At 71.6% G+C, this 22,364-nt stretch carries 22 protein-coding genes, 2 pseudogenes and 1 riboswitch; of the genes and pseudogenes, 14 read left to right on the top strand and 10 right to left on the bottom strand.

Annotated elements, in window-relative coordinates:
- Positions 1–96: 96 nt before the first annotated feature.
- The 10 genes and pseudogenes from OG462_RS06650 to dhaK all read right to left on the bottom strand — a co-directional run bounded on the left by OG462_RS06650 (position 97) and on the right by dhaK (position 8,601).
- A complete protein-coding gene (locus OG462_RS06650; RefSeq protein WP_406055378.1) occupies positions 97–633 on the bottom strand; it encodes a PadR family transcriptional regulator in 537 nt (178 codons plus the stop codon).
- A 32-nt stretch (positions 634–665) separates the two neighbouring features.
- Positions 666–2,681 carry an FAD-dependent oxidoreductase gene (locus OG462_RS06645; protein WP_406055376.1) on the bottom strand — a complete coding sequence of 672 codons (2,016 nt, stop codon included), beginning with the start codon at positions 2,679–2,681 and terminating at the stop codon, positions 666–668.
- A gap of 172 nt (positions 2,682–2,853) precedes the next feature.
- Positions 2,854–3,699, bottom strand: a complete 846-nt coding sequence (locus OG462_RS06640) for an energy-coupling factor ABC transporter ATP-binding protein (RefSeq protein WP_406055374.1) — start codon at positions 3,697–3,699, stop codon at positions 2,854–2,856.
- Positions 3,700–3,752: 53 nt separating this feature from the next.
- Positions 3,753–4,502 (bottom strand): cobalt ECF transporter T component CbiQ, encoded by a 750-nt coding sequence (cbiQ, locus tag OG462_RS06635; RefSeq protein ID WP_406066392.1) that lies wholly within the window; start codon positions 4,500–4,502, stop codon positions 3,753–3,755.
- Between the two features lie 222 nt (positions 4,503–4,724).
- Positions 4,725–4,973: pseudogene (locus OG462_RS06630) on the bottom strand (energy-coupling factor ABC transporter substrate-binding protein); the annotation flags it as partial.
- Positions 4,970–5,668 (bottom strand): energy-coupling factor ABC transporter permease, encoded by a 699-nt coding sequence (locus tag OG462_RS06625; RefSeq protein ID WP_406055372.1) that lies wholly within the window; start codon positions 5,666–5,668, stop codon positions 4,970–4,972. The pseudogene OG462_RS06630 and the gene OG462_RS06625, both read right to left, overlap by 4 nt.
- 28 nt (positions 5,669–5,696) lie before the next feature.
- A riboswitch (cobalamin riboswitch) is annotated at positions 5,697–5,931 on the bottom strand.
- A gap of 51 nt (positions 5,932–5,982) precedes the next feature.
- Positions 5,983–6,261 carry a hypothetical protein gene (locus OG462_RS06620; protein WP_406055370.1) on the bottom strand — a complete coding sequence of 93 codons (279 nt, stop codon included), beginning with the start codon at positions 6,259–6,261 and terminating at the stop codon, positions 5,983–5,985.
- 197 nt (positions 6,262–6,458) lie between these two features.
- Entirely contained in the window at positions 6,459–6,950 is a 492-nt protein-coding gene (locus tag OG462_RS06615) for a PTS-dependent dihydroxyacetone kinase phosphotransferase subunit DhaM (RefSeq protein ID WP_406055368.1), read from the bottom strand.
- Positions 6,947–7,582, bottom strand: a complete 636-nt coding sequence (gene dhaL / locus OG462_RS06610; protein WP_406055367.1) for a dihydroxyacetone kinase subunit DhaL — start codon at positions 7,580–7,582, stop codon at positions 6,947–6,949. Before dhaL ends, OG462_RS06615 begins: the two co-directional genes overlap by 4 nt.
- Before the next feature lie 26 nt (positions 7,583–7,608).
- Positions 7,609–8,601 carry a dihydroxyacetone kinase subunit DhaK gene (dhaK, locus tag OG462_RS06605; RefSeq protein ID WP_406055366.1) on the bottom strand — a complete coding sequence of 331 codons (993 nt, stop codon included), beginning with the start codon at positions 8,599–8,601 and terminating at the stop codon, positions 7,609–7,611.
- A 789-nt stretch (positions 8,602–9,390) separates the two neighbouring features.
- On the opposite strand from dhaK, the gene OG462_RS06600 reads away from it, so the two are divergent.
- The 14 genes and pseudogenes from OG462_RS06600 to OG462_RS06535 form a co-directional block, all read left to right on the top strand.
- The gene (locus tag OG462_RS06600; protein WP_406055364.1) at positions 9,391–10,053 is read left to right on the top strand and encodes a hydrolase; all 663 of its coding nucleotides are present in this window, start codon (positions 9,391–9,393) and stop codon (positions 10,051–10,053) included.
- A 5-nt stretch (positions 10,054–10,058) separates the two neighbouring features.
- Positions 10,059–10,565 carry a DoxX family membrane protein gene (locus OG462_RS06595; protein WP_406055363.1) on the top strand — a complete coding sequence of 169 codons (507 nt, stop codon included), beginning with the start codon at positions 10,059–10,061 and terminating at the stop codon, positions 10,563–10,565.
- A gap of 91 nt (positions 10,566–10,656) precedes the next feature.
- Positions 10,657–11,235: a Dps family protein gene (locus OG462_RS06590; RefSeq protein WP_406055361.1), complete on the top strand. Its 579-nt coding sequence runs from the start codon at positions 10,657–10,659 to the stop codon at positions 11,233–11,235.
- The gene (locus tag OG462_RS06585) at positions 11,235–12,659 is read left to right on the top strand and encodes a dihydrolipoyl dehydrogenase family protein (protein WP_406055359.1); all 1,425 of its coding nucleotides are present in this window, start codon (positions 11,235–11,237) and stop codon (positions 12,657–12,659) included. The genes OG462_RS06590 and OG462_RS06585 overlap by 1 nt, the downstream gene beginning before the upstream one ends.
- A gap of 132 nt (positions 12,660–12,791) precedes the next feature.
- Positions 12,792–13,622 carry an alpha/beta fold hydrolase gene (locus OG462_RS06580; protein WP_141299877.1) on the top strand — a complete coding sequence of 277 codons (831 nt, stop codon included), beginning with the start codon at positions 12,792–12,794 and terminating at the stop codon, positions 13,620–13,622.
- 42 nt (positions 13,623–13,664) lie between these two features.
- On the top strand, positions 13,665–14,618 hold the full coding sequence (locus tag OG462_RS06575) for an alpha/beta hydrolase (RefSeq protein ID WP_406055357.1): 954 nt from the start codon (positions 13,665–13,667) through the stop codon (positions 14,616–14,618).
- On the top strand, positions 14,615–16,501 hold the full coding sequence (locus OG462_RS06570; protein ID WP_406055355.1) for an amidohydrolase: 1,887 nt from the start codon (positions 14,615–14,617) through the stop codon (positions 16,499–16,501). The genes OG462_RS06575 and OG462_RS06570 overlap by 4 nt, the downstream gene beginning before the upstream one ends.
- 16 nt (positions 16,502–16,517) lie before the next feature.
- Positions 16,518–17,255: a GPR1/FUN34/YaaH family transporter gene (locus tag OG462_RS06565; RefSeq protein ID WP_406055353.1), complete on the top strand. Its 738-nt coding sequence runs from the start codon at positions 16,518–16,520 to the stop codon at positions 17,253–17,255.
- Between the two features lie 50 nt (positions 17,256–17,305).
- Positions 17,306–17,620, top strand: coding sequence for a GNAT family N-acetyltransferase (locus tag OG462_RS06560; RefSeq protein ID WP_406055351.1), 315 nt, complete (start codon positions 17,306–17,308; stop codon positions 17,618–17,620).
- A 64-nt stretch (positions 17,621–17,684) separates the two neighbouring features.
- A complete protein-coding gene (locus OG462_RS06555) occupies positions 17,685–18,410 on the top strand; it encodes an alpha/beta fold hydrolase (protein WP_406055349.1) in 726 nt (241 codons plus the stop codon).
- A 103-nt stretch (positions 18,411–18,513) separates the two neighbouring features.
- Complete coding sequence (locus OG462_RS06550) at positions 18,514–19,845, top strand: ABC transporter substrate-binding protein (protein WP_406055347.1); 1,332 nt, start codon at positions 18,514–18,516, stop codon at positions 19,843–19,845.
- A complete protein-coding gene (locus OG462_RS06545) occupies positions 19,845–20,810 on the top strand; it encodes a carbohydrate ABC transporter permease (RefSeq protein WP_406055345.1) in 966 nt (321 codons plus the stop codon). The genes OG462_RS06550 and OG462_RS06545 overlap by 1 nt, the downstream gene beginning before the upstream one ends.
- Entirely contained in the window at positions 20,807–21,694 is an 888-nt protein-coding gene (locus tag OG462_RS06540) for a carbohydrate ABC transporter permease (RefSeq protein ID WP_406055343.1), read from the top strand. Before OG462_RS06545 ends, OG462_RS06540 begins: the two co-directional genes overlap by 4 nt.
- Positions 21,691–22,152: pseudogene (locus OG462_RS06535) on the top strand (ATP-binding protein); the annotation flags it as partial. The gene OG462_RS06540 and the pseudogene OG462_RS06535, both read left to right, overlap by 4 nt.
- Positions 22,153–22,364 lie beyond the last annotated feature (212 nt).

Below are 22,364 nucleotides of genomic sequence, written 5' to 3'. Positions count from 1 at the left end.
CGCCCCTTCGTGTCGTGGAACTCCAACGGCCCAGTATCCACGCAGGTGCGCGCCGGGGGAGGCCACCGCCACACGGTTTCGGCCGCCCGGGTCGGGCTAATCCGTCCCGAGTTCCGCCAGCGCGCCCGTCAGCCATTCCACCCAGAAACGTTCCATCTCGATCCCGCCGCGCAGGACGAGATGGCGCAGTCGGTCGGGTTCCGACGTGCGGCGTTCGGTCGGGAAGTCACGGGTCTCGATCGCCAGATATTCGTCCAACTGCTCCTGGTGCAGCGCGAGATGACGGGCCAGTTCGGCGCGGAGGCCCGACGCGCCGACCACCGCTGCCGCCCGCATCCGGAGCAGCAGCGCGGCCCGCATCGGTTTCGGGTCCTCGGACCTCGCCACCCAGGTGCCGAGTTCGGCGCGGCCGGCCGGCAGCACCTCGTACTCCTTCCGCTGCCCCCGTACCGGCACCGGGGCGGGCAGGGCACGGATGTGCCCCGCCTGCTCCAGCTTGCCCAGTTCGCGATAGATCTGCTGGTGCGTGGCCGACCAGAAGTAGCCGATCGACTTGTCGAAGCGGCGCGTCAGTTCGAGGCCGGAGGACGGCTTCTCGAGCAGCGCGGTGAGGATCGCGTGCGGGAGGGACATGGACGCATCCTAGAAGTGGCCGGCCACGGTGATCACAGGGTGGCCGCGAGCCGGGTGCCCTGGTCGATGGCCCGCTTCGCGTCCAGCTCGGCGGCCACGTCCGCGCCGCCGATCAGGTGCGCCACCCTGCCTGCCGCCACCAGCTCCTCGAACAGGTCCCGGCGCGGCTCCTGGCCCGCGCAGAGCACGACCGTGTCGACCGGCAGCAGCTGTGCCTCGCCGTCGATCGTGACGTGCAGACCCTCGTCGTCGATCCGGTCGTACGACACACCCGCGACCATCGCCACGCCCCGGTGCTTGAGCTCGGTGCGGTGGATCCATCCCGTGGTCTTGCCGAGGCCCGCGCCGACCTTGGACTCCTTGCGCTGCAGCAGGTGCACCTGGCGCGGCGGCGCGCCGCGCTCGGGGGCGCGCAGTCCGCCCCGGTTCTCGTAGGAGGTGTCGACACCCCACTGGCGGAAATACGTCTCGGGATCCTGGCTCGCGCCCTCCCCGCCGTCCGTGAGGAACTCGGCGACGTCGAAGCCGATGCCGCCCGCGCCGATGATCGCGACCCGCTCGCCGACGGGCGCGCCGTCCCGCAGCACGTCCAGGTAGCTGAGGACGCTCGGGTGGTCCACGCCCGCGATGCCGGGGGTGCGGGGGGAGACGCCGGTGGCGACGACGACCTCGTCGAAGTCGTCCAGGTCGGACGAGGAGACCGGGGTGTTCAGGCGGACGTCGACCCCGCGCTCGGCGAGCTGCACGCGGAAGTAGCGCAGCGTCTCGTCGAACTCCTCCTTGCCGGGGACCTTCCTGGCGATGTTCAGCTGACCGCCGATCTCGGCCGCCGCGTCGAACAGCGTCACGGCGTGTCCGCGCTCGGCCGCCGACACCGCGCAGGAGAGGCCGGCCGGGCCCGCGCCGACGACGGCGATCCGCTTGGCGCGGCGGGTGGGGGAGAGGACCAGCTCGGTCTCGTGGCAGGCGCGCGGGTTGACCAGGCAGGAGGTGATCTTCAGATTGAAGGTGTGGTCCAGGCAGGCCTGGTTGCAGCCGATGCAGGTGTTGATGGTGTCGGCGCGGTCGGCCGTGGCCTTGGCGACGAAGTCCGGGTCGGCGAGGAAGGGGCGGGCGAGCGAGACCAGGTCGGCGCGGCCGTCGGCGAGGATCTCCTCGGCGACCTCGGGGGTGTTGATGCGGTTGCTGGTGACGAGCGGTACGGAGACCGCGCCCATCAGCTTCTTCGTCACCCAGGTGTAGGCGCCGCGCGGCACGGAGGTCGCGATGGTGGGGATGCGTGCCTCGTGCCAGCCGATACCGGTGTTGATGATGGTGGCGCCGGCCGCCTCGATCTCCTTGGCGAGCTGGACGACCTCCTCCAGGGTGGAGCCGCCGGGCACGAGGTCCAGCATGGAGAGGCGGTAGACGAGGATGAAGTCCTCGCCGACGCGCTCGCGGATCCGGCGGACGATCTCCAGCGGGAAGCGGACGCGGTTCTCGTAGGAGCCGCCCCAGCGGTCGGTGCGCTGGTTGGTGGCGGCGGCGATGAACTCGTTGATGAGGTAGCCCTCGGAGCCCATCACCTCGACGCCGTCGTACCCGGCCTCCTTGGCGAGCTCGGCGCACCGGGCGTAGTCCTCGACGGTCTGCTCGACCTCGGCGTCGGTCAGCTCGTTCGGTACGAAGGGGCTGATGGGGGCCTTGAGGGCGCTGGGCGCGACGAGCGCGGGGTGGTACGCGTACCGGCCGAAGTGCAGGATCTGCATCGCGATCCGGCCACCGGCCTCGTGCACGGCGTCGGTGATCAGCCGGTGCTCGGCGACCTCGCCGTCGGTGGTGAGCTTGGCGCCGCCGTCCCAGGGGCGTCCGGCGTCGTTGGGCGCGATGCCGCCGGTGACGATGAGGCCCACGCCGCCCCGGGCGCGCTCCGCGTAGAAGGCGGCCATGCGCTCGAAGCCGTGCTCGGTCTCCTCGAGGCCGACGTGCATCGACCCCATGATCACCCGGTTGGGCAGGGTGGTGAACCCGAGGTCGAGCGGGCTCAGCAGGTGCGGGTACGGGGTCATGCGGGCGCCTCCTCGCGCAGGAACGTCGGTCTCAGTTCTAGGGGACCCCCACCCTTTGTGCAACTAGTTGCAGAAGATTCGGGACGTGATGTCTACTACTCAGTAGCAAAGGACGGGGCAAGGGCGGGCGCGGACCGGGGCGCCGCGCGATCGGACGCCCCGGAAGCCCGGCTCACCGCGCTCGGCGGGCCCCGCCCGTCATCCCCGTACCGCTCCAGGCCTCCAGATCCTCCGGGGTGCGCGGCTCCGGAGCGCCCGCGGCGAGCAGGCCGTGAGTGCGAAGCAGCCGTGCCACCGCCGTGCCCCAGGGGTGCCGCAGCCGGGCCTCGTCGAGCAGCGCGTCGTCCGCGAGGAGCTCCGCGACCGGGCCGGTCCGCAGGCCCGAAGGGGCGAGCACCGCCGCCTCGTCCGCCCAGCGCAACGCCAGATCCACGTCGTGCGTGGCCATCAGCACCGTCGTCCCGGCCTCCCGCAGCCGCTCAAGCGCGTCGAGCAGCCGCTCCTGCCCGTGCGGGTCGAGGCCGGCCGTCGGCTCGTCCATGATCAGGACCCGCGGCCGCATGGCCACGGCGCCCGCGATCGCCGCCCGCTTGCGCTGCCCGTACGACAGCAGATGCGTCGGCCGGTCCGCGAGCGCCACGATGTCCAGCGCCTCCAGGGCCTCCCGCACCCGTCGCCGTACCTCGTCCTCAGGCAGCCCCAGGTTCATCGGACCGAACGACACGTCCTGGCCGACCGACGCGGCGAACAACTGGTCGTCCGGATCCTGCACCACCAGTTGCACGGTCGTCCGCAGCCGGGTCAGCCCCTTCCGGTCGTACGCCACCTCCGTACCGTCCAGGCGCAGCGACCCGCTTCCGCACCGGAGCCCGCCGCTGAGCAGCCGCAGCAACGTCGTCTTGCCGCTGCCGTTGCGGCCCAGCAGGGCGACCGCCTGCCCCTCCGCGACGGCGAAGTCCACGCCGGACAGGACCGGGGGCCCGTCCTCGTACGCGAAGCCCGCCTTCACCAGTTCCACGACAGGGGTCGGAGGCGATGGAGGACGCGGAGGGGCCGGAGGGGCCGGAGACGTCACGGAAGGAACCTTTCCAGTACGAGGGTGAGGGCGACGAGCCCCGCAAGGAGCGCGCCCGTCGCGGCGAGGAACGGGCGGGAGACCGCGCACGCGGGCACCAGGACCCGCAGCGTCCCGTCGTACCCCCGCCCCGCGAGCCCCGACTGCAGGCGCTGCGCCCGGTCGAAGGCCCGTACGAACGTGGTCGCGCCGAGGCCCGCGAGCGAACGCCAGGTCGCGGCCCGCGTGGTGTGCCCGAGGCGGGCCGCCTGGGCCTGCCGGATCTTGGACAGCGAGTCGAGGAGCAGGAAGATGATCCGGTACATCACCAGCGCCACGTCCACCACCGGCGCCGGCACCCCCGCCCGTACGAGCCGGGGCAGGACGTCGGACACCGGCGTCGTGAACGCGAAGAGCAGCACCCCGAGCGACGCCGAAGCGGTCCGCAGCAGCAACTCGCCCGCCTGCACCGGGCCGCCCGGCGCGAGAGCGACGAGCCCCCGCGTACCGCCCACCTCGAAGAGCAGCGGAATCGCTCCCGTGACACAGAATCCGAGCGGGACGCGGAACGCCCGCCACAGCGCCCGGCCCGGCACACCGGCCGGACCGAGCAGCACCGTGAGCGTGGCCACCGCCACGAGTACCGCACCCGGCCACGGCGGCAGACTCACCGCGCACAGCGTCAGACCGAAGCCGAGAAACGACTTCTCGGCCGGATGTCGGCGGCGCCAGCGACTGCTGTGCGCCGCCGCGTCGATCGGCAGCATCGGCGGCCACGCGCCCGCCCCGCCGGCGGACCCGCCGCCGGAGCCGGAGCCGCCTTCGTTCGCCGCGGTCCCGGCCTCAGCCGTCATGGCCTCGGCCGCCTCGGCCTCCGTCCTGGCCTCGGCCGCCTCGGCCGGTTCCGTCCTGGCCCCAGCCGTCCCGGCCGCCTCCGCCCGGGCGGCCCCCTGTCGGCGGCCACGCCGCAGACCGAAGTAGTACGCCAGGACACCGGCGCCGAGGGCCGCCTGAAGAGCGAACAGCGCCGACTCGATCTCCCCGGACGGCGGCTCGTACAGCGGGCTGAACCACGGTTCGTAGTCCGGCTGGAGCTCCGTGATCGCGGTCTCCGCCTCCGCGTCGGCCCCGGTGAACGGTTCCTCCTTGTGGTCCCCGAGCCCCAGCGCGAGCGGCAGGACCGCGAGCACGGCGACGACGAGCAGCAGCAGGGTGTTGATCTTCGCGTTGCGGCTCATCGCGCGGTCGCCTCCTCGCGCCGCTCGGCCTTGCGCCCGGCGAGGACGCCGAGCCGGATCAGCTCGCCCTTGCTCGACTGCGTGAGCAGTCGCATCACGAGCACGGTGAGCAGGCCCTCGCTCACCGCGAGCGGGATCTGGGTCACGGCGAAGATCCCGCCGAACTTGGCGAGCGCGCCGGGGATGCCGCTGCCTGGGTCGGGGAAGGCGAGCGCCAGCTGCACGCTGGTCACGCAGTATGTGGACAGGTCGGCGACGAACGCACCGAAGAAGACGGCGACCATCAGCGGCGCACCGAACCGGCGGAGCAGCAGATAGGTACCGAACCCCGCCCAGGGCCCGACGATCGCCATCGAGAAGACGTTCGCGCCGAGCGTGGTCAGCCCGCCGTGCGCGAGCAGCAGGGCCTGGAAGAGCAGGGTGATCGTTCCCAGGACCGCCATGATCGGCGGCCGGAACAGGATCGCACCCAGACCCGTACCGGTCGGGTGCGAGCAACTACCGGTCACTGAGGGCAACTTGAGCGCCGACAGGACGAAGGTGAAGGCGCCGGCGGCGCCGAGCAACAGGGTGGACTCGGGGTTCGACCGCACCTCGCGGGTCAGCGCGCGGACCCCGTGGACGACGAACGGCGCGGACGCTACGCCCCAGGCGGCGGCGTGCACAGGGGGCAGATACCCCTCGGCTATATGCATGGTCGGGAGACCCTCTCCAGCACCTCGTGGATGGACAACGCACCCTGGCCGGTCTCCTGGCTGACGGTCATACGCCGGACTCCGCCTTCCCACACCACGACGGTTTCCCATCGCGGTCCAGTGGCTTCCCCGTGGGTGTCTCCCGCGGGGGTGGAGCCGGACCTCCCGATCACAGTGGCGAGGGCCGCACCGGTACTTCACCGGTTTCCCGTACACCAAGGCCCTGCGACATTAGTGCGTTGACCAGGTACATCACAATGTGGGTGCTTGTAGGGTCCCGTGGCGGCGCCGTGGATCTCCCCGATCTCCCCGGCCTAGCTGTTCCTGCCGCTCCGCACGAGGGCCGCGATGGCACCCGGCGCCACGACGACCGCTGCCGCGAGCGCCGCGAGCAGCATGGGGTCCGGGCCGTCGTAGTCGGACGCCACGTCCGCATTGGCGCCGAACAGAGCCGCGCCGACCACCAGGAGGACCGAGACGCCGAGTACGCCCCTCGCCCATGCCTTGCGGGCGGACGGGGTGCGCAGGGGCACCAGCGCGACCAGGAACCACACGAGCGCGAGAATCACTACAGCGGACAGACTGCCCGACATCGCCCCTCCTCCATCACCTGGCCGGGCCAGGTGGCGCACGGATGAAAGCCGGCTCCCGGAGAGGCCCGCCGCACAACCGGATCGCGGTTGTGATCTCCCAGGGTAGGTCGCACCCATGCCGCCACAGCGGCTGAGTTTCGGCCAAACAGCGCCTGAGACTCAGCCGCTTGACGTCGGAGAACCGTCGTTCGTCGCCTTCACCCCTTGCGATAGGCGTACGCCTCCGAGGCCGCCGCCGCCACGGCGTCGAGGTCCCCGCCCGCGCTCGCCGTGACCAGCGCGGCGACCGTGCCCTCGACGAACGGGGCATCCAACAGGCGGGAGCCCTCGGGCAGTTCGTCGCCCTCGGCGAGGAGCGCCTTCACCGTGAGTACCGCGCTCCCCAGATCGACCAGGATCGCCACGCCCGCACCGCGGTCGACGCCCTTCGCCGCCTCGGAGATCAGCTCGGAACTCGTCCCCAGACCACCGTCGGGAGTCCCACCGGCCGGGAGGACCGGGGCGAGCTCGCCGCCGCCGGCGAGCCCCCGGGCCAGCTCGGCCACGGCCGACGCGACGGCGGCGCTGTGCGAGACGAGCACGATGCCGACGAGACCGGAACCGGCGCCGAAGCCCGAGCTGGAGCCGGGGCTGGTCCCGGTCCCGGTCCCGGACCCGGTCCCCGCCCCCGTCCCGGTCCCGGCGCTCATGAAGCCCCCTCGGTGCTCGACGCCTCCGTACGGGCGGTCTCGTCGAGCGTGGCGAACAGCAGCGCCGAGGACGTGGCCCCCGGATCCTGGTGCCCCACCGACCGCTCGCCCAGATAGCTGGCCCTGCCCTTGCGTGCCCGCAGCGGTACGGTCGCGAGGGCGCCCTCCTCGGCGGCCGCGCGGGCCGCGCCGAACGAGCCCCGCAGGCCCTCCACGGCCGGCACGAGCGCGTCGAGCATGGTCTTGTCGCCCACCTGCGCGCCGCCCAGCTGGGACACGGCGGCCACACCGGAAGCGAGGGCCTCGGCCAACTGCTCCCGGGTCACGCGCTCGTCGTCGCCCAGCGTCTTGCCGGTACGGCGCAGCAGCGTGCCGTACAGCGGTCCCGACGCACCGCCGACCGTGGAGATCAGCCGCCGTCCGGCGGTGGTGAGCACGGCGCCCGGCGTCGCCGGCGGCTCCTTGGCCAGGGTCTCGGTCACGGCGGCGAACCCGCGCTTGAGATTGGCGCCGTGGTCGGCGTCGCCGATGGCCGAGTCCAGCTCGGTGAGCCGGTCCGCCTCCCGGTCGACGGCCTCCGCCACCGCGGCGAGCCAGCGCACCAGGAAGTCCGCGCCGAAGGTCTCCGTCATGTCGGTTCCCTCTCCCATCGCTCGTCTCACCGGCCCCAGCGCAGCGCGGGCGTCTCCACGGGCGCGTCCCAGAGACGAAGAAGCTCCTCGTCCACCTCGCACAGCGTCACCGAGCAGCCGGCCATGTCCAGCGAGGTCACGTAGTTCCCGACGAGGGTCCGGGCCACCGGCACGCTCCGCTCGCCGAGCACGCGCTGCACCTCCGCGTTGAACCCGTACAACTCCAGGAGCGGGGTCGCGCCCATCCCGTTGACCAGGGCGATGACCGGGCCGGACGGGCGGAGGTCCTCGATGACGGCGTCGACGGCGAAGTCCGCGATCTCCCGTGAGGTCATCATGGGCCGCCGCTCACGGCCCGGCTCGCCGTGGATGCCGATGCCCAACTCCAGCTCGCCGTCGGGGAGATCGAAGGTGGGGCTGCCCTTGGCGGGGGTGGTGCACGCGCTGAGGGCGACCCCGAAGGACCGGCAGCGCTCGTTGACCCGGCGGGCGATCGCCTCCACCCGCTCAAGGGGCGCGCCCTCCTCGGCGGCGGCTCCCGCGATCTTCTCGACGAAGAGCGTGCCGCCGGTCCCGCGCCGGCCGGCGGTGTAGAGACTGTCCGTGACGGCGACGTCGTCGTCGACCAGCACCTTGGCGACCTGGATGCCCTCGTCCTCGGCGAGCTCCGCCGCCATCTCGAAGTTCAGCACGTCACCGGTGTAGTTCTTGACGACGAACAACACCCCGGCGCCACTGTCGACGGCCGTCGCGGCCCGCACCATCTGGTCGGGCACCGGAGACGTGAACACCTCCCCCGGACACGCGGCCGCCAGCATCCCGGGCCCGACGAACCCCCCGTGCAACGGCTCGTGCCCGGACCCGCCGCCGGACACCAGCGCGACCTTCCCGGCCACGGGCGCGTCCCGCCACATCACGACCCGCTGCTCCACGTCGACGGCGAGCTCGGGATGAGCGGCGGCCATCCCGCGCAACGCGTCGGCGACGACTGTCTCGGGGGCGTTGATGAGCATCCTCACGGGTATCTCCTTGAGATTTTGGCGGAGGGGCGTACCTGCCGGGTCTTCGCAGGTCGGATTGCGTCCCCGGAATAGATGATCTTGGTGGTCGGTGGCGGCTGAGGGTGCCTTCTGTCGGTGCTGACGCTGACCTGATGCTGACTTCTATGACGATGCGTCAAGTGGTGTGGTCGTCTGGTAGGCGGTGGATGGGGCTCTCATCCTCGGCAGTATCGACGTTGCCGACGCGAAGGTCACGTGGGCATGGCCGATTCCGAGCGAGTGCCTTCTCGCTGGACCGGGCGGTGCCAGGAGGCCTCAGCCGTCGAGGCCGGGTGCCCTCAGGGTGCCTCTGGGGGATCCGCAGGCGTCGGCTCGTCAGCCCGAATGCGGGTTGCTCCTGGTGGGCGGTGTCGCGAACTGTGGGTGTGTCTGTCGTAGACCGCGGCTTGATCTGGGTTGGTCAGGAGGAGATCTCTTGAAGCCCTCGCCCTCACCGCGCTGACCTGCGCGGATTGCGGAGGAGGCGTACTTCCTGGCAGCGTTCCCGCTGGTGAGATGGCCCTTCGTGGGGTTGGGGTGTGGCTACGCGCCGTTTCGGAGGGGTCTCGGGGCGAGTGTGCCGGAGTCGCGGCCTCGCGCGTTCGCGCCCGTGACACTGCGCGGATCTCGCCCTTGACCGGTTGTGCGCTGTCGTGCCAACCCCTGGGCGCAGGAGGTCAATGCGGTCGGTCGGGTCGCTCGTAGCTTGAAGAAGTGCCGAGCCGCGGAGGTGGTGGGCACGTTCCGACTGCTTCGAGAGGACCCCTCATGTTCGACATCAACAAGGTGCAGGCCGCCCCGAGCAAGGATCTGCTCACGCCCGACAACTCGGTCATGCTCTTCGTGGACCACCAGCCGCAGATGTTCTTCGGCACCGGCAGCGGCGACCGCGCCGCGATCATCAACAGCACCGTGGGTCTGGCCAAGGCGGCTCAGGCATTCGATGTGCCGGCCGTCCTGACCACGGTCGCCGCCGAGTCGTTCTCCGGGCCCCTGCTGCCGCAGCTCGCCGAGGTGTTCCCCAAGAACGAGGTCATCGACCGTACGACCATGAACGCCTGGGAGGACGAGGCGCTCGTGGCGGCGGTCAAGGCGACCGGGCGCAAGAAGATCATCCTGTCCGGCCTGTGGACCGAGGTCTGCCTGGTGCTGCCCGCGCTGTCCGCGCTCGAGCAGGGATACGAGGTGTACGTCGTCTCCGACGCCTCCGGTGGCGTCAGCCCGGCCGCCCACGAGCACGCGCTCCAGCGGATGATCGCCGCCGGCGCGGTGCCGGTGACCTGGGTGCAGGTGCTCCTGGAACTGCAGCGCGACTGGGCGCGACAGGAGACGTACGGCGCGGTCATGGAGATCGTCAAGGCCCACGCGGGCGCGTACGGCCTGGGCGTCGTCTACGCGCAGAGCGTCATCGGCGCTCACGCCGCCGGCTGACCCCCGTGGACACCGGCATTCTGATCCTGCGTCTGCTGGTGGGACTGCTCGTCGCCGGCCACGGTGTGCAGAAGATCAGCTCACACCTGGGCGGCAAGGGGCTCGAGGGTGGTACCGAGGAGTTCCGCGCCGACGGTTTCCGCGGCGGTGCCCTCACCGCCCTGGCGGCGGGCGCTGGTCAGATCGGATCGGGCCTGCTGCTCGCCGCCGGCCTCCTGACCCCGCTCGCCGCGACCGGCGCCATCGGGGTCATGACGGTCGCGCTCTCCGTGAAGTGGCGCCACGGGCTCTGGGTGCAGAACGACGGGTACGAGTACCCGCTCGTCCTCATCGGCACCGCCGCCGCCCTCGCCGCCACCGGCCCCGGCGCCTGGTCCCTCGACGCGGTTCTCGGTCTCACGCCGTACCCGCTGTGGTGGGCGGCCCTCGCGCTGGTGGCCGGTCTCGGCAGCGGGCTGCTCACCAGGCTCGTCCTACACCGGCCCGCCGCCCCGGCGATCGCCGAGCGCTGAGCGCGAGCCGCGCAGACCGGTCCGGCCGTCCGCGTACCCCCGACCGGGCGGCCGGGCCCTTCCCACCCTCTCTCCCGAACAGGAGCACCCGATGGACACCCTCACGACCCCGCACGGCGGCGGCCAGCCGCTGCTGCACCAGAAGGGCGCCGAGACCCAGGCGTTCGGCACGCTCAAGCAGCTGCCGATCGGCCTCGGCCACGACAGCCGCATGTACGCCTGCCAGCGGCTGAACCGTGTTCTCGCCGACACGCAGATCCTCTACTCCCTCTACAAGAAGCACCACTGGCTCATGCGCGGAGCGACCTTCTACTCGCTCCACCTCATGCTCGACAAGCACGCGGAGGCCCAACTGGCCATCGTGGACGCGCTGGCCGAGCGGGTCCAGAGCCTCGGCGGCGTCGCTGTCGGGGACCCGCGCCACGTCGCGGAACTGACGGCGATCCCCCGTCCGCCGGACGGCGTCGAGCCGGTGCCCGTCATGCTGTCGCGGCTCCTCGACGCGCACGAGCGGATCCTGATCGACGCGAGGGACGCTGCCGCCCGGATCTCGGCGGAGGGCGACGAGGGCAGCACCGACCTGCTCGTCTCCGAGGTCATTCGCACCGGCGAGGCGCAGGTGTGGTTCCTGGCCGAGCACCTCGTGGACACCCCACTGGTGCGCGGCTGATGGACACGTACGACGTCGTCGTGGTCGGCGGCGGTCCGGCCGGCGAGGTCGCCGCCGACCGGACCGTCCGGTCGGGGCTGACCGCCGTCGTCGTCGAGGCCGAGGCGGTCGGCGGCGAGTGCTCCTACCGTGCCTGCGTGCCGAGCAAGGCCCTGCTGCGACCCGGCGCCGCCCGAGCTGCGGCACGGTCGGTCGACGGAGCCCGGCAGGCGGTCACGGCGGCACTCGACCCGGCGCGCGTCCTGGCCCGGCGTGACCGTTTCACCGGGCGCGGTGACGACACCGGCCAGGCCGACTGGCTCGACGGTGCGGGCATCGCGCTCGTACGGGGGCACGGACGGCTCGCCGGTGAGCGCCGGGTGGAGGTGACGGGGGCCGACGGCACGGTCCGTACCCTGCGGGCCCGGCACGCGGTCGTGGTCTGCACCGGCACGGAGCCCGCACTTCCGCCGGTCGACGGGCTCGACCGGATCGGTGTGTGGACCAACCGGCAGGCCACCACGGCCGACGCGGTGCCCGAGCGACTCGTCGTCATCGGCGGGGGAGTGGTGGCCTGCGAGATGGCCACCGCTTGGTGCTCGCTCGGCGCCGCCGTCACCCTGCTGGTCCGCGACCAGGCCCTGCTGACCGGCTGGGAGCCGTGTGCCGGCGAAGAGGTCACCCGGGGGCTGAGCGATCTGGGCGTCACGATCCGCTTCGGGGTGTCGGCCGTCCGGGTCGCCCGTGACGCCGACACCCGCACGGTGACCGTGAACACGGACGACGGCACCGCTCTCGTCTGCGACGAGGTCCTCGCCGCCGTCGGCCGGCGCCCGCGCACCGCGGACCTCGGCCTGGACTCCGTCGGACTTCCGGCGGGCGATTGGCTCCCGGTCGACGACACCTGTCGGGTCACCGCCGTCGATGGCGGATGGCTCTACGCCGTCGGCGACGTGAATCACCGTGCCCCGCTGACCCACATGGCCAAGTACCAGGCCCGCGCCTGCGCGGCGGCGATCGCCGAGCGGGCAGCAGGGCGACCGGCCGTCACCGGCGGCCGACAGCCATGGAGCGCGGAGGCCGACCACATTGCCGTCCCCCAGGCCGTCTTCACCCGTCCCGAGGTCGCGAGCGTCGGTCTCACGGAACGCGCCGCACGCGAAGCGGGTCTCGCGGTACGCGTGGTCGAGTACCGCATCGACGACGTCGCCGGTGCCGCGCTCCACGCGGACGACTACCGCGGCCTCGCGAAGCTCGTCGTCGACGAGACCCGAGGGGTCGTCGTCGGCTGCACGCTCACCGGTCCGATGGCGACCGAGCTCATCCACACGGCCACCGTGGCCATCGTGGGTGAGGTCCCCCTGGAGCGCCTGTGGCACGCCGTGCCCGCCTTCCCGACGGTGAGCGAGGTCTGGCTCCGGCTCCTGGAGGCGTACGGCCTCTGAGGCCTGGCCCCCTTCTCCCGAGCCCGGTCCCGTCCGCCCGGCCGGCGCACTCCCTCCGCCCGAGCGGCGCACCCCTCCCGCTCGACCGAGCACACCCCCACGCTTCCCCACCCGACAAGGAAACACCCACCCATGCAGCTCACGAGGCGCACCCTCGCCCTCGCCATGCCCGCGACGCTGGCCGCCCTGATCGGCGCCGTACCCGCCGCACCCGCGAGCCGCCCGGCCGCGGCCGACACCGACCGGCACGACCCCAAGCCGACGATCGTCCTGGTCCACGGAGCGTTCGCGGACGCCTCCAGCTGGAGCGGCACGATCCGGCGGCTGCAGCACGCCGGCTACCCCGTCCTGGCGCCCGCCAACCCGCTGCGCGGTCTCGCCGCGGACACCGCCTACCTGCGCAGCGTGCTGGCCGCCGTAGACGGGCCCGTCGTCCTGGTCGGCCACTCCTACGGAGGCGCCGTCATCAGTGGCGCCGCAGTGGGCAACAGCCGTGTGAAGGCCCTCGTCTACATCGCCGCGTTCACCCCGGACAAGGGGGAGAGCGCGGCCGAGCTCGCCGCCAAGTTCCCGGGCTCCACCCTCGGCGACACCGTGAACCCGCGGTCGTACCCGCTGCCCGGCGGTGGCACCGGCACCGAACTCGTCATCGAACGAGCCAAGTTCCACGGGCAGTTCGCCGCCGACGTACCCGCCGCCGAAGCGGCGGTCATGGCCGCGACCCAGCGCCCGGTCGCCACCGCCGCGCTGGAGGAGAAGGCCGGGGAGGCGGCCTGGAAGACGATCCCGTCCTGGGCGCTGATCGCCACCGCCGACAAGAACATCCCGGCCGCCGCCGAACGGTGGATGGCCCGGCGTGCCGGTTCGCACATCACCGAAGTGGACGCGTCCCATGCAGTGGCGGTCTCCCGCCCGGCCGTGGTCACCCACGTCATCCTCGCCGCCGTGCGGGCGACCCGCTGACGCTCCGACCCGCCCCGTACATCCCCTGAAGGAGAGCCCCTCATGAAGAACCGTCCGGTCCTCGAACCCGCAGCCCAGGCCTTCGCCGATGCCACCGCCCAGCCGCCGTACCTCTACCAGATCCCCGTCGCCGAAGGCCGTAAGGCCGTGGACGACGTCCAGAACGGTGAGGGCGTCCCCCTGCCGGACGTCGACGAGGAGTGGACCACCGTCCACGGAGGCCCGACCGGCGACGTCCGCGCCCGGATCGTCCGCCCACGCGGCGCCACCGGCCCGCTTCCCGTCATCCTTTACATCCACGGCGCCGGCTGGGTCTTCGGCAACGCCCACACCCACGACCGGCTCGTCCGCGAACTCGCCGTCGGCACCGGGGCGGCCGTGGTCTTCCCCGAGTACGACCTGTCGCCCGAGGCGCGCTACCCCGTCGCGATCGAGCAGAACTACAGCGTCGCCCAGTGGGTCGCCCGCGAGGGACACCACAAGGACCTTGACGGCACGCGCATCGCCGTCGCGGGCGACTCGGTCGGCGGCAACATGAGCGCCGCCCTCACCCTCATGGCCAAGCAGCGAGGCGACGTCACGATCGTCCAGCAGGTCCTCTTCTACCCGGTCACGGACGCGAGCTTCGACACCGACTCGTACCACCAGTTCGGCGAGGGCTACTTCCTGCGCCGTGACGCCATGAAGTGGTTCTGGGACCAGTACACGACCGCCGAGGCCGAGCGCGCCCAGATCACCGCCTCCCCGCTGCGCGCCACCACCGAGCAGCTCACCGGCCTGCCGCCCGCCCTGATCGTCACCGCCGAGGCCGACGTCCTGCGCGACGAGGGCGAGGCGTACGCGGCGAAGCTCCGCGCCGCCGGAGTCCCCGTCACCGCCCTTCGCATCCAGGGGGTCATCCACGACTTCGTCATGCTGAACGCGCTGCGCGAGACGCAGGGCGCGGAACTCGCCATCGGTCTCGCCACCGACGCCCTGCGCAAGGCCCTCGCATGACCGCGCCGTCGACGAGCATGCCGGTGGCGGGCCTCGTCCCCGCCCCGCGTCGGGAGCACGAGCACGCCGACCTCCTCGTCCGCAACGCCAAGGTCTTCACCGGTGACCCCGACCGGCCCGAGGCTCGCGCCGTCGCGCTCCGCGACGGCCGGGTCGCGGCCCTCGGCGACGACCACGACCTCGCCCACCTCGTCGGTCCGGGGACCAAGGTCGTCGACGCCCTCGGCCGCAGGGTGATCCCCGGTCTCAACGACTCGCACCTGCACGTCATCCGGGGCGGCCTGAACTACGTCCTGGAACTGCGCTGGGACGGGGTGCGCAGTCTGCGCCACGCCCTGGCGATGCTGCGCGAGCAGGCCGGTCGCACCCCCAAGGGGCAGTGGATCCGCGTCGTGGGCGGCTGGACCGCCGAACAGTTCGCCGAACGCAGGATGCCGACCGTCGCCGAGCTGAACGCCGCCGCCCCCGACACCCCCGTGTTCGTCCTTCACCTGTACCAGTCGGCGCTGATGAACCGGGCCGCCGTCAAAGCCGCCGGATTCACCCGCGACACCCCCGACCCGCGCGGCGGGCAGATCGTACGCGGCCGGGACGGCGAACCCAACGGCGTCCTCCTCGCCGCCCCGAGCGCCCTCATCCTGTACTCGACCCTGGCCAAGGCGCCGGCCCTCGACGAGGCCGACAAGCGGACGTCGACACGCCACTTCCTGCGCGAGCTGAACCGCTTCGGACTGACGTCCGCGGTCGACGCCGCCGGCGGGTTCCAGAACTTCCCCGACAACTACGCCACGGTCGTCGACCTCGCCAGGTCGGGGGAGCTGACCCTCCGGATCGCCTACCACCTCTTCCCGCAGACGGCCGGGCAGGAGCTCGCCGACCTGGAGCGCTGGACCGAGATGGTCAAGCCCGGGGACGGGGACGAGTGGCTCCGGCTCAACGGCGCGGGCGAGAACCTCACCTGGGCCGCTGCCGACTTCGAGAACTTCTCCGAACCCCGGCCCGAACTCGCCGCCGGCTACGAGACCGAATTCGAGAGCGCCGTCCGTCTTCTCCTTGAGAACGGCTGGGGCTTCCGGCTCCACGCGACCTACGACGAGACGATCCGCCGCGATCTGGCCGTCTTCGAGAAGCTCGCGGCCGAAGGGCTGTTCCCTGGCGGCAACCGCTGGCTCTTCGACCACGCCGAGACCGTCTCGGCCGGCAGTCTGGACAGGATCGCGGCCCTCGGCGGCGCGCTGTCCGTGCAGAACCGGATGTCCTTCCAGGGCGCCGCCTTCCTCGACCGCTACGGCGCCGAGGCCGCCGCCCACACCCCGCCCGTCCGGGCCATGCTCGACCGAGGCCTGACCGTTGCCGCCGGAACCGACGCCACCCGCGTTTCCTCGTACAACCCCTGGGTCGCACTCCACTGGCTGGTCACCGGGCGCACCGTAGGCGGCACGGCCCTCTACCCGGCCGGGAACCTGATCGACCGGGAGACCGCCCTCGGCCTCTACACCCGGGGCGGAGCGCAGCTCACCGGCGAGCAGGACGTCAAGGGAACCCTTCGAGAGGGCTGCTACGGCGACCTCACGATCCTCTCCGACGACTTCCTCACTGTGCCCGAGGACGTCATTCCCGACATCGAGTCCGTCCTCACCGTCGTCGGCGGCCGCATCGTCTACGCCTCCGCCGAGTACGAGGGTCTCGACGAGGCCGTCCCGCCGGTCACCCCGGAGTGGAGCCCCGTGGTCCACTTCGGCGGCTACCAGAGCGGCGCCCGCCAGGCATCGGCCGTGGCCGAGGCCGTCGCCGAGTCCGAGCAGCACCGCCGCTGGCGCGTCGCCCGGGGCTCCGTCCCCGACACGACGCCGTCCTTCGTCGACCCCTGCTTCGACCACTGAAAGAGAGATTCCCCCGATGTCCGCAGCCTCCCCCGCCGCCGACAGCGGCGACACCCCGGCGACCTCGCCGGACGCGCCCCCGGGACGCCGTTTCGAACCGGACCTACGGTCGATGACACGGATCAACCTGCGCCCCATCGCCTCACCCATGCCGCTCGGCTTCTTCACGATAGCCATCGCCTCCGTGATGACGGGCTGCCTCCAGCTCGGGCTCTTCGACGAGGCGGCCCGCGCCGCCGTCGCCTATACCGTGCTGCCGGCCTTCGTCCTCCAACTCCTGGTGAGTTTCCTGGCCTTCGGCGCCCGTGACGTGATCGCGGCGACGCTGATGGCGGTCTTCGCCGGCAGTTGGCTGCCCTACTCGCTCATCATGCTCAGTGGTGCGGCCGACGGCCTTCAGGTTCTCGGCGTGTTCAACCTGGCGCTCCTCTGCTTCGGGGCCCTGATGACCGCCGTGACCCGGCCCAAGCGCGCGCTGTGGCTCGTTCTCGCGGTCTCCCTGCCTCGCTGGGCGGCCACCGGTCTCGGGGGCATCACCGGCGCCGGATGGCTGACGCGTACGTCCGGTGCGCTCGGCCTCGTGGTGGCGCTGGTCGCGATGTACACGGCGTTCGCCCTGATGCTCGAGGACATGCGCAGCGAGCAGGTCCTGCCCATCGGCCGCAGCGGTCCCGCCCACCTCGCCGTGGAAGGCGACCTGGCCGTCCAGCTCCGCAACCTGGAACGCCAGGCGGGCGTACGCCGCACGCTCTGACCGAGCCCATCCACCCACCCCGTCACACCACGACCGCACAGGAGTACCCCATGGAACCGCAGGTGACGGACCGGCCCCAGAAGTCCCGGTACGAGATCCTCGCCGGCGACGACGGCACCGAGACCGCGGGCTTCGCCGAGTACCACCTCTCGGAGGGCGAGATCGCGTTCATCCACACCGAGATCGACAGCCGGTTCGCCGGCCAGGGCTTGGGCGGTCTCCTTGCCCGGGGAGCGCTCGACGACGCCCGGGCCCGTGGGCTGCGCGTCCTGCCGTACTGCCCCTTCGTCCGGGGCTGGATCGGCAAGCACCCCGAGTACACCGACCTGGTGCCCGAGGCGAGGCGCGCCCGCTTCGGCCTGTGAAGCACCGCGCATCCTCTCCCGCTTCCCCAGCCCCATCCCCCGTCACGCACAGAGGAGTTCCCCCATGCCCCGACACGCCCGCCCCACCGTCATCCTGGTCCACGGCGCCTTCGCCGACGCCTCCAGCTTCGCCCGCGTCATCCCCGAGCTGACCGCCGCCGGCATGGAAGTGGTCGCCCCGGCGGTGCCCAACCGCAGCCTCGTCGACGACGCCGCGTACATCGCCTCGGTGATCCGCGCCGTCGAAGGCCCCGTGATCCTGGTCGGGCACTCCTACGGCGGTGCCGTCATCACCCTCGCCGGGACGGAGGACAACGTCCGCGCACTGGTGTACCTCGCGGGATACGCACTGGAGGAGGGCGAGAGCCTGGGCGAGCTGCAGGGCCGCTTCCCCGACTCCGGTCTCGCCGACGCGCTCGTCTACACCCCGTTCCCGATGGCAGGCTCCACCGAGACCGGCACCGACGTCTCGGTGGAGATCGAGAAGTTCCCCGCCCTCTTCGCGGCGGACGTCGACCCCGACCTCGCCGCGGTGCTCGCCGTCTCCCAGCGCCCCCTGGCCGCACGGGCCTTCTCGGAGGCGGCGCCTGTCGCGGCCTGGAAGACCAAGCCCTCGTGGGGCCTGGTCGCCTCGTCCGACCGCACGATCAACCCCGACGTGGAGCGCTACGGGTACGAGCGCGCCGGCATGACCACCGTCGAGGTCGACTCCTCCCACCTGGTCATGCTCGCCCAGCCCAAGGCCGTGGCGGAGCTGATCCAGGACGCGGTCCGGTCCACCGCCCACTGACCCGATCGTTCAGGATCGAACGATTAGTCGATAATGTTCGCGCGCTGGTAGCTTCTGATCGCCCCCGAGGATCCTTCGGCGGGCGATCGGAGGAGCTACACCCATGAGGTTCGGCGCGAGGCTCGCGCTCGCCGTCATCGCCCTCGCCGCCCTTGCCACCGCCTGCGGTGTTCCGCAGGACAGTGGTTCGCAGTCGCACACGGCCGTGGACTGTGGGCCGTACGCCAGGTACGGCAAGCACCCCGGCACCAAGGTCACCGTCTACGCGGAGAACCGGGACCGGGAGGCCGACCTGTTCGAAGAGACCTGGGCGGACTTCGCGGACTGCACGGGAATCGACGTCCACTACGAGGGGGACGGGGAGTTCGAGGCCCAGATCCAGCTCCGGGTCGACGGCGGGAGTGCGCCTGACGTGGCGTTCTTCCCTCAGCCCGGGCTCCTGGAACGCTTTGCGCGGGAGGGCGAGCTCAAGCCCGCGAGCGCCGGGGTCGTGGCCCTCGCGAAGCAGGGCTGGTCGGCGGACTGGAACAGCTACGCGACCGTGAACGGCACCCTCTACGGCACGCCGCTGGTCGCGAACGTGAAGTCGTTCGTCTGGTACTCGCCGAAGTTCTTCCGCGACAGGGGACTGAGTGTTCCCCGTACGTGGTCCGAGCTGATGGCCGTGACGGAGAAGGCCGCGGCGTCGGGCGTCAAGCCGTGGTGCGCGGGCATCGAGTCCGCCGAGGCGACCGGCTGGCCCGTGACGGACTGGATCGAGGACGTCCTGCTGCGTCAGCAGGGCACGGACGTCTACGACCAGTGGGTCGCCCACAAGATCCCGTTCAACGACCCGCGGGTGATCAAGGCCATGGACACCGTGGGGTCCGTCCTCAAGAACGACCGGTACGCCAACGGTGGTTTCGGTCCGGCCCGTTCGATGGCGTCGATCTCCTTCCAAGAGGCCGGCACACCGATTCTCTCCGGCGACTGTGCGATGCACCGCCAGGCCTCGTTCTATGCCGACATGTGGCCGAAGGGCACCGAGATCGGACCGGACAAGGACGTCTACGCCTTCCTCCTGCCGGGGGCCGAACCGGCCAACCGCCCCGTACTGGGCGGTGGAGTGTTCACCGCGGCGTTCGCCGACCGACCCGAAGTGCGGGCCTATCAGGAATATCTGGCCTCTGCGGACTTCGCGAACGCGCGGATGAAGAAGGGCCCGTTCGTCTCGGCGAACAAGGGCGTGGATCCGGCGAATGCCGCCACCCCTGTCGACAGGCTCTCGATCCAGCTGCTTCAGGATCCCAGGACACAGTTCAGGTTCGACGGTTCGGACCTGATGCCCGCTTCGGTCGGCGCCGGGACGTTCTGGAAGGGAGCCGTCGACTGGATCGGCGGCGCGAGCACCCATCAGGTCGCCGACTCCGTCGAACGGTCCTGGCCGAGCCACTGATGTCGTTCGACGCCGTCGCCCAGCAGCCCAAGCTGCTGTACCTGCTCCAGGGCGTCGCCGCCTTCGCGGCGGTGGTCTCCCTGATCCTGCTGGCGCTGCACCGGGGGCCGGTTCGGAGAAGGGCCGCGGCCCTTCTCCTGCTGGCCCCCGCGCTGCTGCTGCTCACGGTGGGTCTCCTCCTGCCCGGTCTGCGCACCCTGGCGCTGTCGTTCACGGAGAACGGGGGAGACGGGTGGGCCGGCTTCGACAACTACGCGTGGATGGTCACCGACCCCCGGGCGACGGTGGCGCTGCGCAACACCCTGGCGTGGGTGGTGCTCGTGCCGTTGCTGGCAGCCTCGGTCGGTCTGCTCTACGCGGCGGCCGTCGTACGGTCGCGGTTCAGAGCGTTCGCGCTGTCCCTCGTCCTGATGCCGATGGCGATCTCCTTCGTCGGCGCGGGTGTCGTCTGGAAGTTCGTCTACGCCTACCGTCCCGCGGAGGCCGGGCAGATCGGGCTGCTGAACCAGCTCGTCGTCGCGTTCGGCGGCGAACCGAGGCAATGGCTCGTGGACTCTCCCTGGAACGTTCTGTTCCTCATCGTGGTGATGGTGTGGACACAGGCGGGCTTCGCGGCCGTCCTGCTGGCCGGCGCGATCAGGGCCGTTCCCGGAGAGCTGACCGAGGCGGCCCGACTCGACGGCGCGTCCCCCCGGCAGATCTTCTGGCGGATCACCGTGCCGTCGATCAGGCCCACTCTGCTCGTCGTGGTCCTCGTCCAGGCGATCGGCACCTTCAAGGCCTTCGACATCGTCAAGACCATGACCGGAGGACAGTTCGGCACGGGCGTCATCGCCCACGAGATGTACGACCAGGCCTTCCGCTACGGCGAGACAGGCCGCGGCGCCGCGCTCGCCGTGCTCCTCTTCGTCCTCGTCACGCCCTTCGTCGCCCACCAGGTCCGGGCACAGAGGAGGGCGGGGTGAGCGGCGTCCGGGAGCGTCTGGCCTCCCGCGCCTTCACGTCGATCGCCGTGGTGATCGCGGTCCTCTGGACGACACCGACCCTCGGTCTGCTGCTCTCCTCGTTCCGTCCCGAGGAGGAGATCAAGACGACGGGCTGGTGGACCGTGTTCGGTACGCCGCATCTCACGCTCGACAACTACGGCGAGGTGCTGTCCGGCGGCGGGAACGGGTCGGGGCCGCTTGCGGAGTACTTCGTCAACTCCGTCGTCATCACCCTTCCCTCGGTGCTGTTCCCGCTCGTGCTGGCGTTCTTCGCGGCGTACGCCCTGGCGTGGGTCGACTTCAGGGGGCGGGACGCGCTCGTCGTCGGCATCTTCGCGCTCCAGGTCGTGCCGCTCCAGATGGCGCTCGTCCCCCTCCTGAAGCTGTTCTCCCAGGGCTGGCTGTTCCTGCCCGCGTGGAACCTCCCCGGTCCCGCGCGTTTCGGCCAGATCTGGTTCGCCCACACGGTCTTCGCACTGCCGTTCGCGGTTTTCCTCCTGCACAACTTCCTGGCGGCGCTGCCCCGGGACCTGATCGAGGCCGCCCGCGTCGACGGAGCGTCGCACGGGACGCTGCTCCTCCGGATCGTGCTGCCCCTGGCCCGCCCGGCCCTGGTCTCCTTCGCCATCATCCAGTTCATCTGGGTGTGGAACGACCTCCTCGTGGCACTGACGCTGTCGGGCGGGACGGCCGAGACCGCGCCGATGACGGTCAGACTGGCGAGCCTGGCCGGGACGTACGGCAACGAGTGGCAGCGGCTCACCGCAGGAGCCTTCGTGGCGGCGTTCGTCCCGCTGCTCGTGTTCTTCTCCCTCCGGCGGCACTTCGCACGGGGACTGCTCGCCGGATCGGTCAAGGGATGAGCCCCGACCGGCCCGAGGGGGAAGGCATGGCGGTGCCCGGGAGCGCGGCGCTGAGCCGGCCCGGGCTGCGGGGCCGCGAAGCCGAGCTGGAGCGGCTGCGCGCCCTGGTCGAGGCGGTGCGCGACGGCGAGGGAGGAGCGATCGCGTTGCTCCTGGGCGAGCCCGGGATCGGGAAGACCGTACTGCTGCAGGAGACCGTCTCGATCGCGCGGGCTCACGGGTTCGTCGTCAGCCATGGACGCGCCGAGGAACTGCACGAGCTGGCACCGCTCGCCTCACTGGCCTCCGGCCTCCTGCACGGTGACCCGCCGCTGCTGTCCAGCACGGACTTCGCAGAGCTCGCGGGCCATCACGGCCAGCGCATCTGGCTCGTCGAACGACTGGCCCAGCTGATCGAGGAACGCTCGGCGGGCACGCCCGTACTGATCGCTGTCGACGACGTCCAATGGGCCGACCCGCTGAGCCGGTTCGCCCTGAGTGTCATGCCGGCACGGCTGCTCAGCTCCCCGGTCCTCTGGCTGCTCACGGGCAGGAACGACCCGGAACTGTACGGGCAGGGGCCGCGGACGACGACCCTCCCCCTCCGGCCGCTGTCCGACACGGCCCTGGCCGACCTGGCACGGGACGTTCTCGGCGGGGACGTGCCGACGCAGGTCGCGGAACTGCTCGA

The organism is Streptomyces sp. NBC_01077 (assembly GCF_045162855.1).
GTDB lineage: Bacteria > Actinomycetota > Actinomycetes > Streptomycetales > Streptomycetaceae > Streptomyces.
This window is presented reverse-complemented; position numbering and strand designations above follow the sequence as displayed.

Bases quoted from the DNA above. Each gene is read 5' to 3' on its own strand.
- OG462_RS06650 (WP_406055378.1), bottom strand. From the start codon at position 633: ATGTCCCTCCCGCACGCGATCCTCACCGCGCTGCTCGAGAAGCCGTCC.
- OG462_RS06645 (WP_406055376.1), bottom strand. From the start codon at position 2,681: ATGACCCCGTACCCGCACCTGCTGAGCCCGCTCGACCTCGGGTTCACC.
- cbiQ (WP_406066392.1), bottom strand. From the start codon at position 4,502: ATGCTGCCGATCGACGCGGCGGCGCACAGCAGTCGCTGGCGCCGCCGA.
- OG462_RS06625 (WP_406055372.1), bottom strand. From the start codon at position 5,668: ATGCATATAGCCGAGGGGTATCTGCCCCCTGTGCACGCCGCCGCCTGG.
- OG462_RS06620 (WP_406055370.1), bottom strand. From the start codon at position 6,261: ATGTCGGGCAGTCTGTCCGCTGTAGTGATTCTCGCGCTCGTGTGGTTC.
- OG462_RS06615 (WP_406055368.1), bottom strand. From the start codon at position 6,950: ATGAGCGCCGGGACCGGGACGGGGGCGGGGACCGGGTCCGGGACCGGG.
- dhaL (WP_406055367.1), bottom strand. From the start codon at position 7,582: ATGACGGAGACCTTCGGCGCGGACTTCCTGGTGCGCTGGCTCGCCGCG.
- OG462_RS06600 (WP_406055364.1), top strand. From the start codon at position 9,391: ATGTTCGACATCAACAAGGTGCAGGCCGCCCCGAGCAAGGATCTGCTC.
- OG462_RS06590 (WP_406055361.1), top strand. From the start codon at position 10,657: ATGGACACCCTCACGACCCCGCACGGCGGCGGCCAGCCGCTGCTGCAC.
- OG462_RS06585 (WP_406055359.1), top strand. From the start codon at position 11,235: ATGGACACGTACGACGTCGTCGTGGTCGGCGGCGGTCCGGCCGGCGAG.
- OG462_RS06580 (WP_141299877.1), top strand. From the start codon at position 12,792: ATGCAGCTCACGAGGCGCACCCTCGCCCTCGCCATGCCCGCGACGCTG.
- OG462_RS06575 (WP_406055357.1), top strand. From the start codon at position 13,665: ATGAAGAACCGTCCGGTCCTCGAACCCGCAGCCCAGGCCTTCGCCGAT.
- OG462_RS06570 (WP_406055355.1), top strand. From the start codon at position 14,615: ATGACCGCGCCGTCGACGAGCATGCCGGTGGCGGGCCTCGTCCCCGCC.
- OG462_RS06565 (WP_406055353.1), top strand. From the start codon at position 16,518: ATGTCCGCAGCCTCCCCCGCCGCCGACAGCGGCGACACCCCGGCGACC.
- OG462_RS06560 (WP_406055351.1), top strand. From the start codon at position 17,306: ATGGAACCGCAGGTGACGGACCGGCCCCAGAAGTCCCGGTACGAGATC.
- OG462_RS06555 (WP_406055349.1), top strand. From the start codon at position 17,685: ATGCCCCGACACGCCCGCCCCACCGTCATCCTGGTCCACGGCGCCTTC.
- OG462_RS06550 (WP_406055347.1), top strand. From the start codon at position 18,514: ATGAGGTTCGGCGCGAGGCTCGCGCTCGCCGTCATCGCCCTCGCCGCC.
- OG462_RS06545 (WP_406055345.1), top strand. From the start codon at position 19,845: ATGTCGTTCGACGCCGTCGCCCAGCAGCCCAAGCTGCTGTACCTGCTC.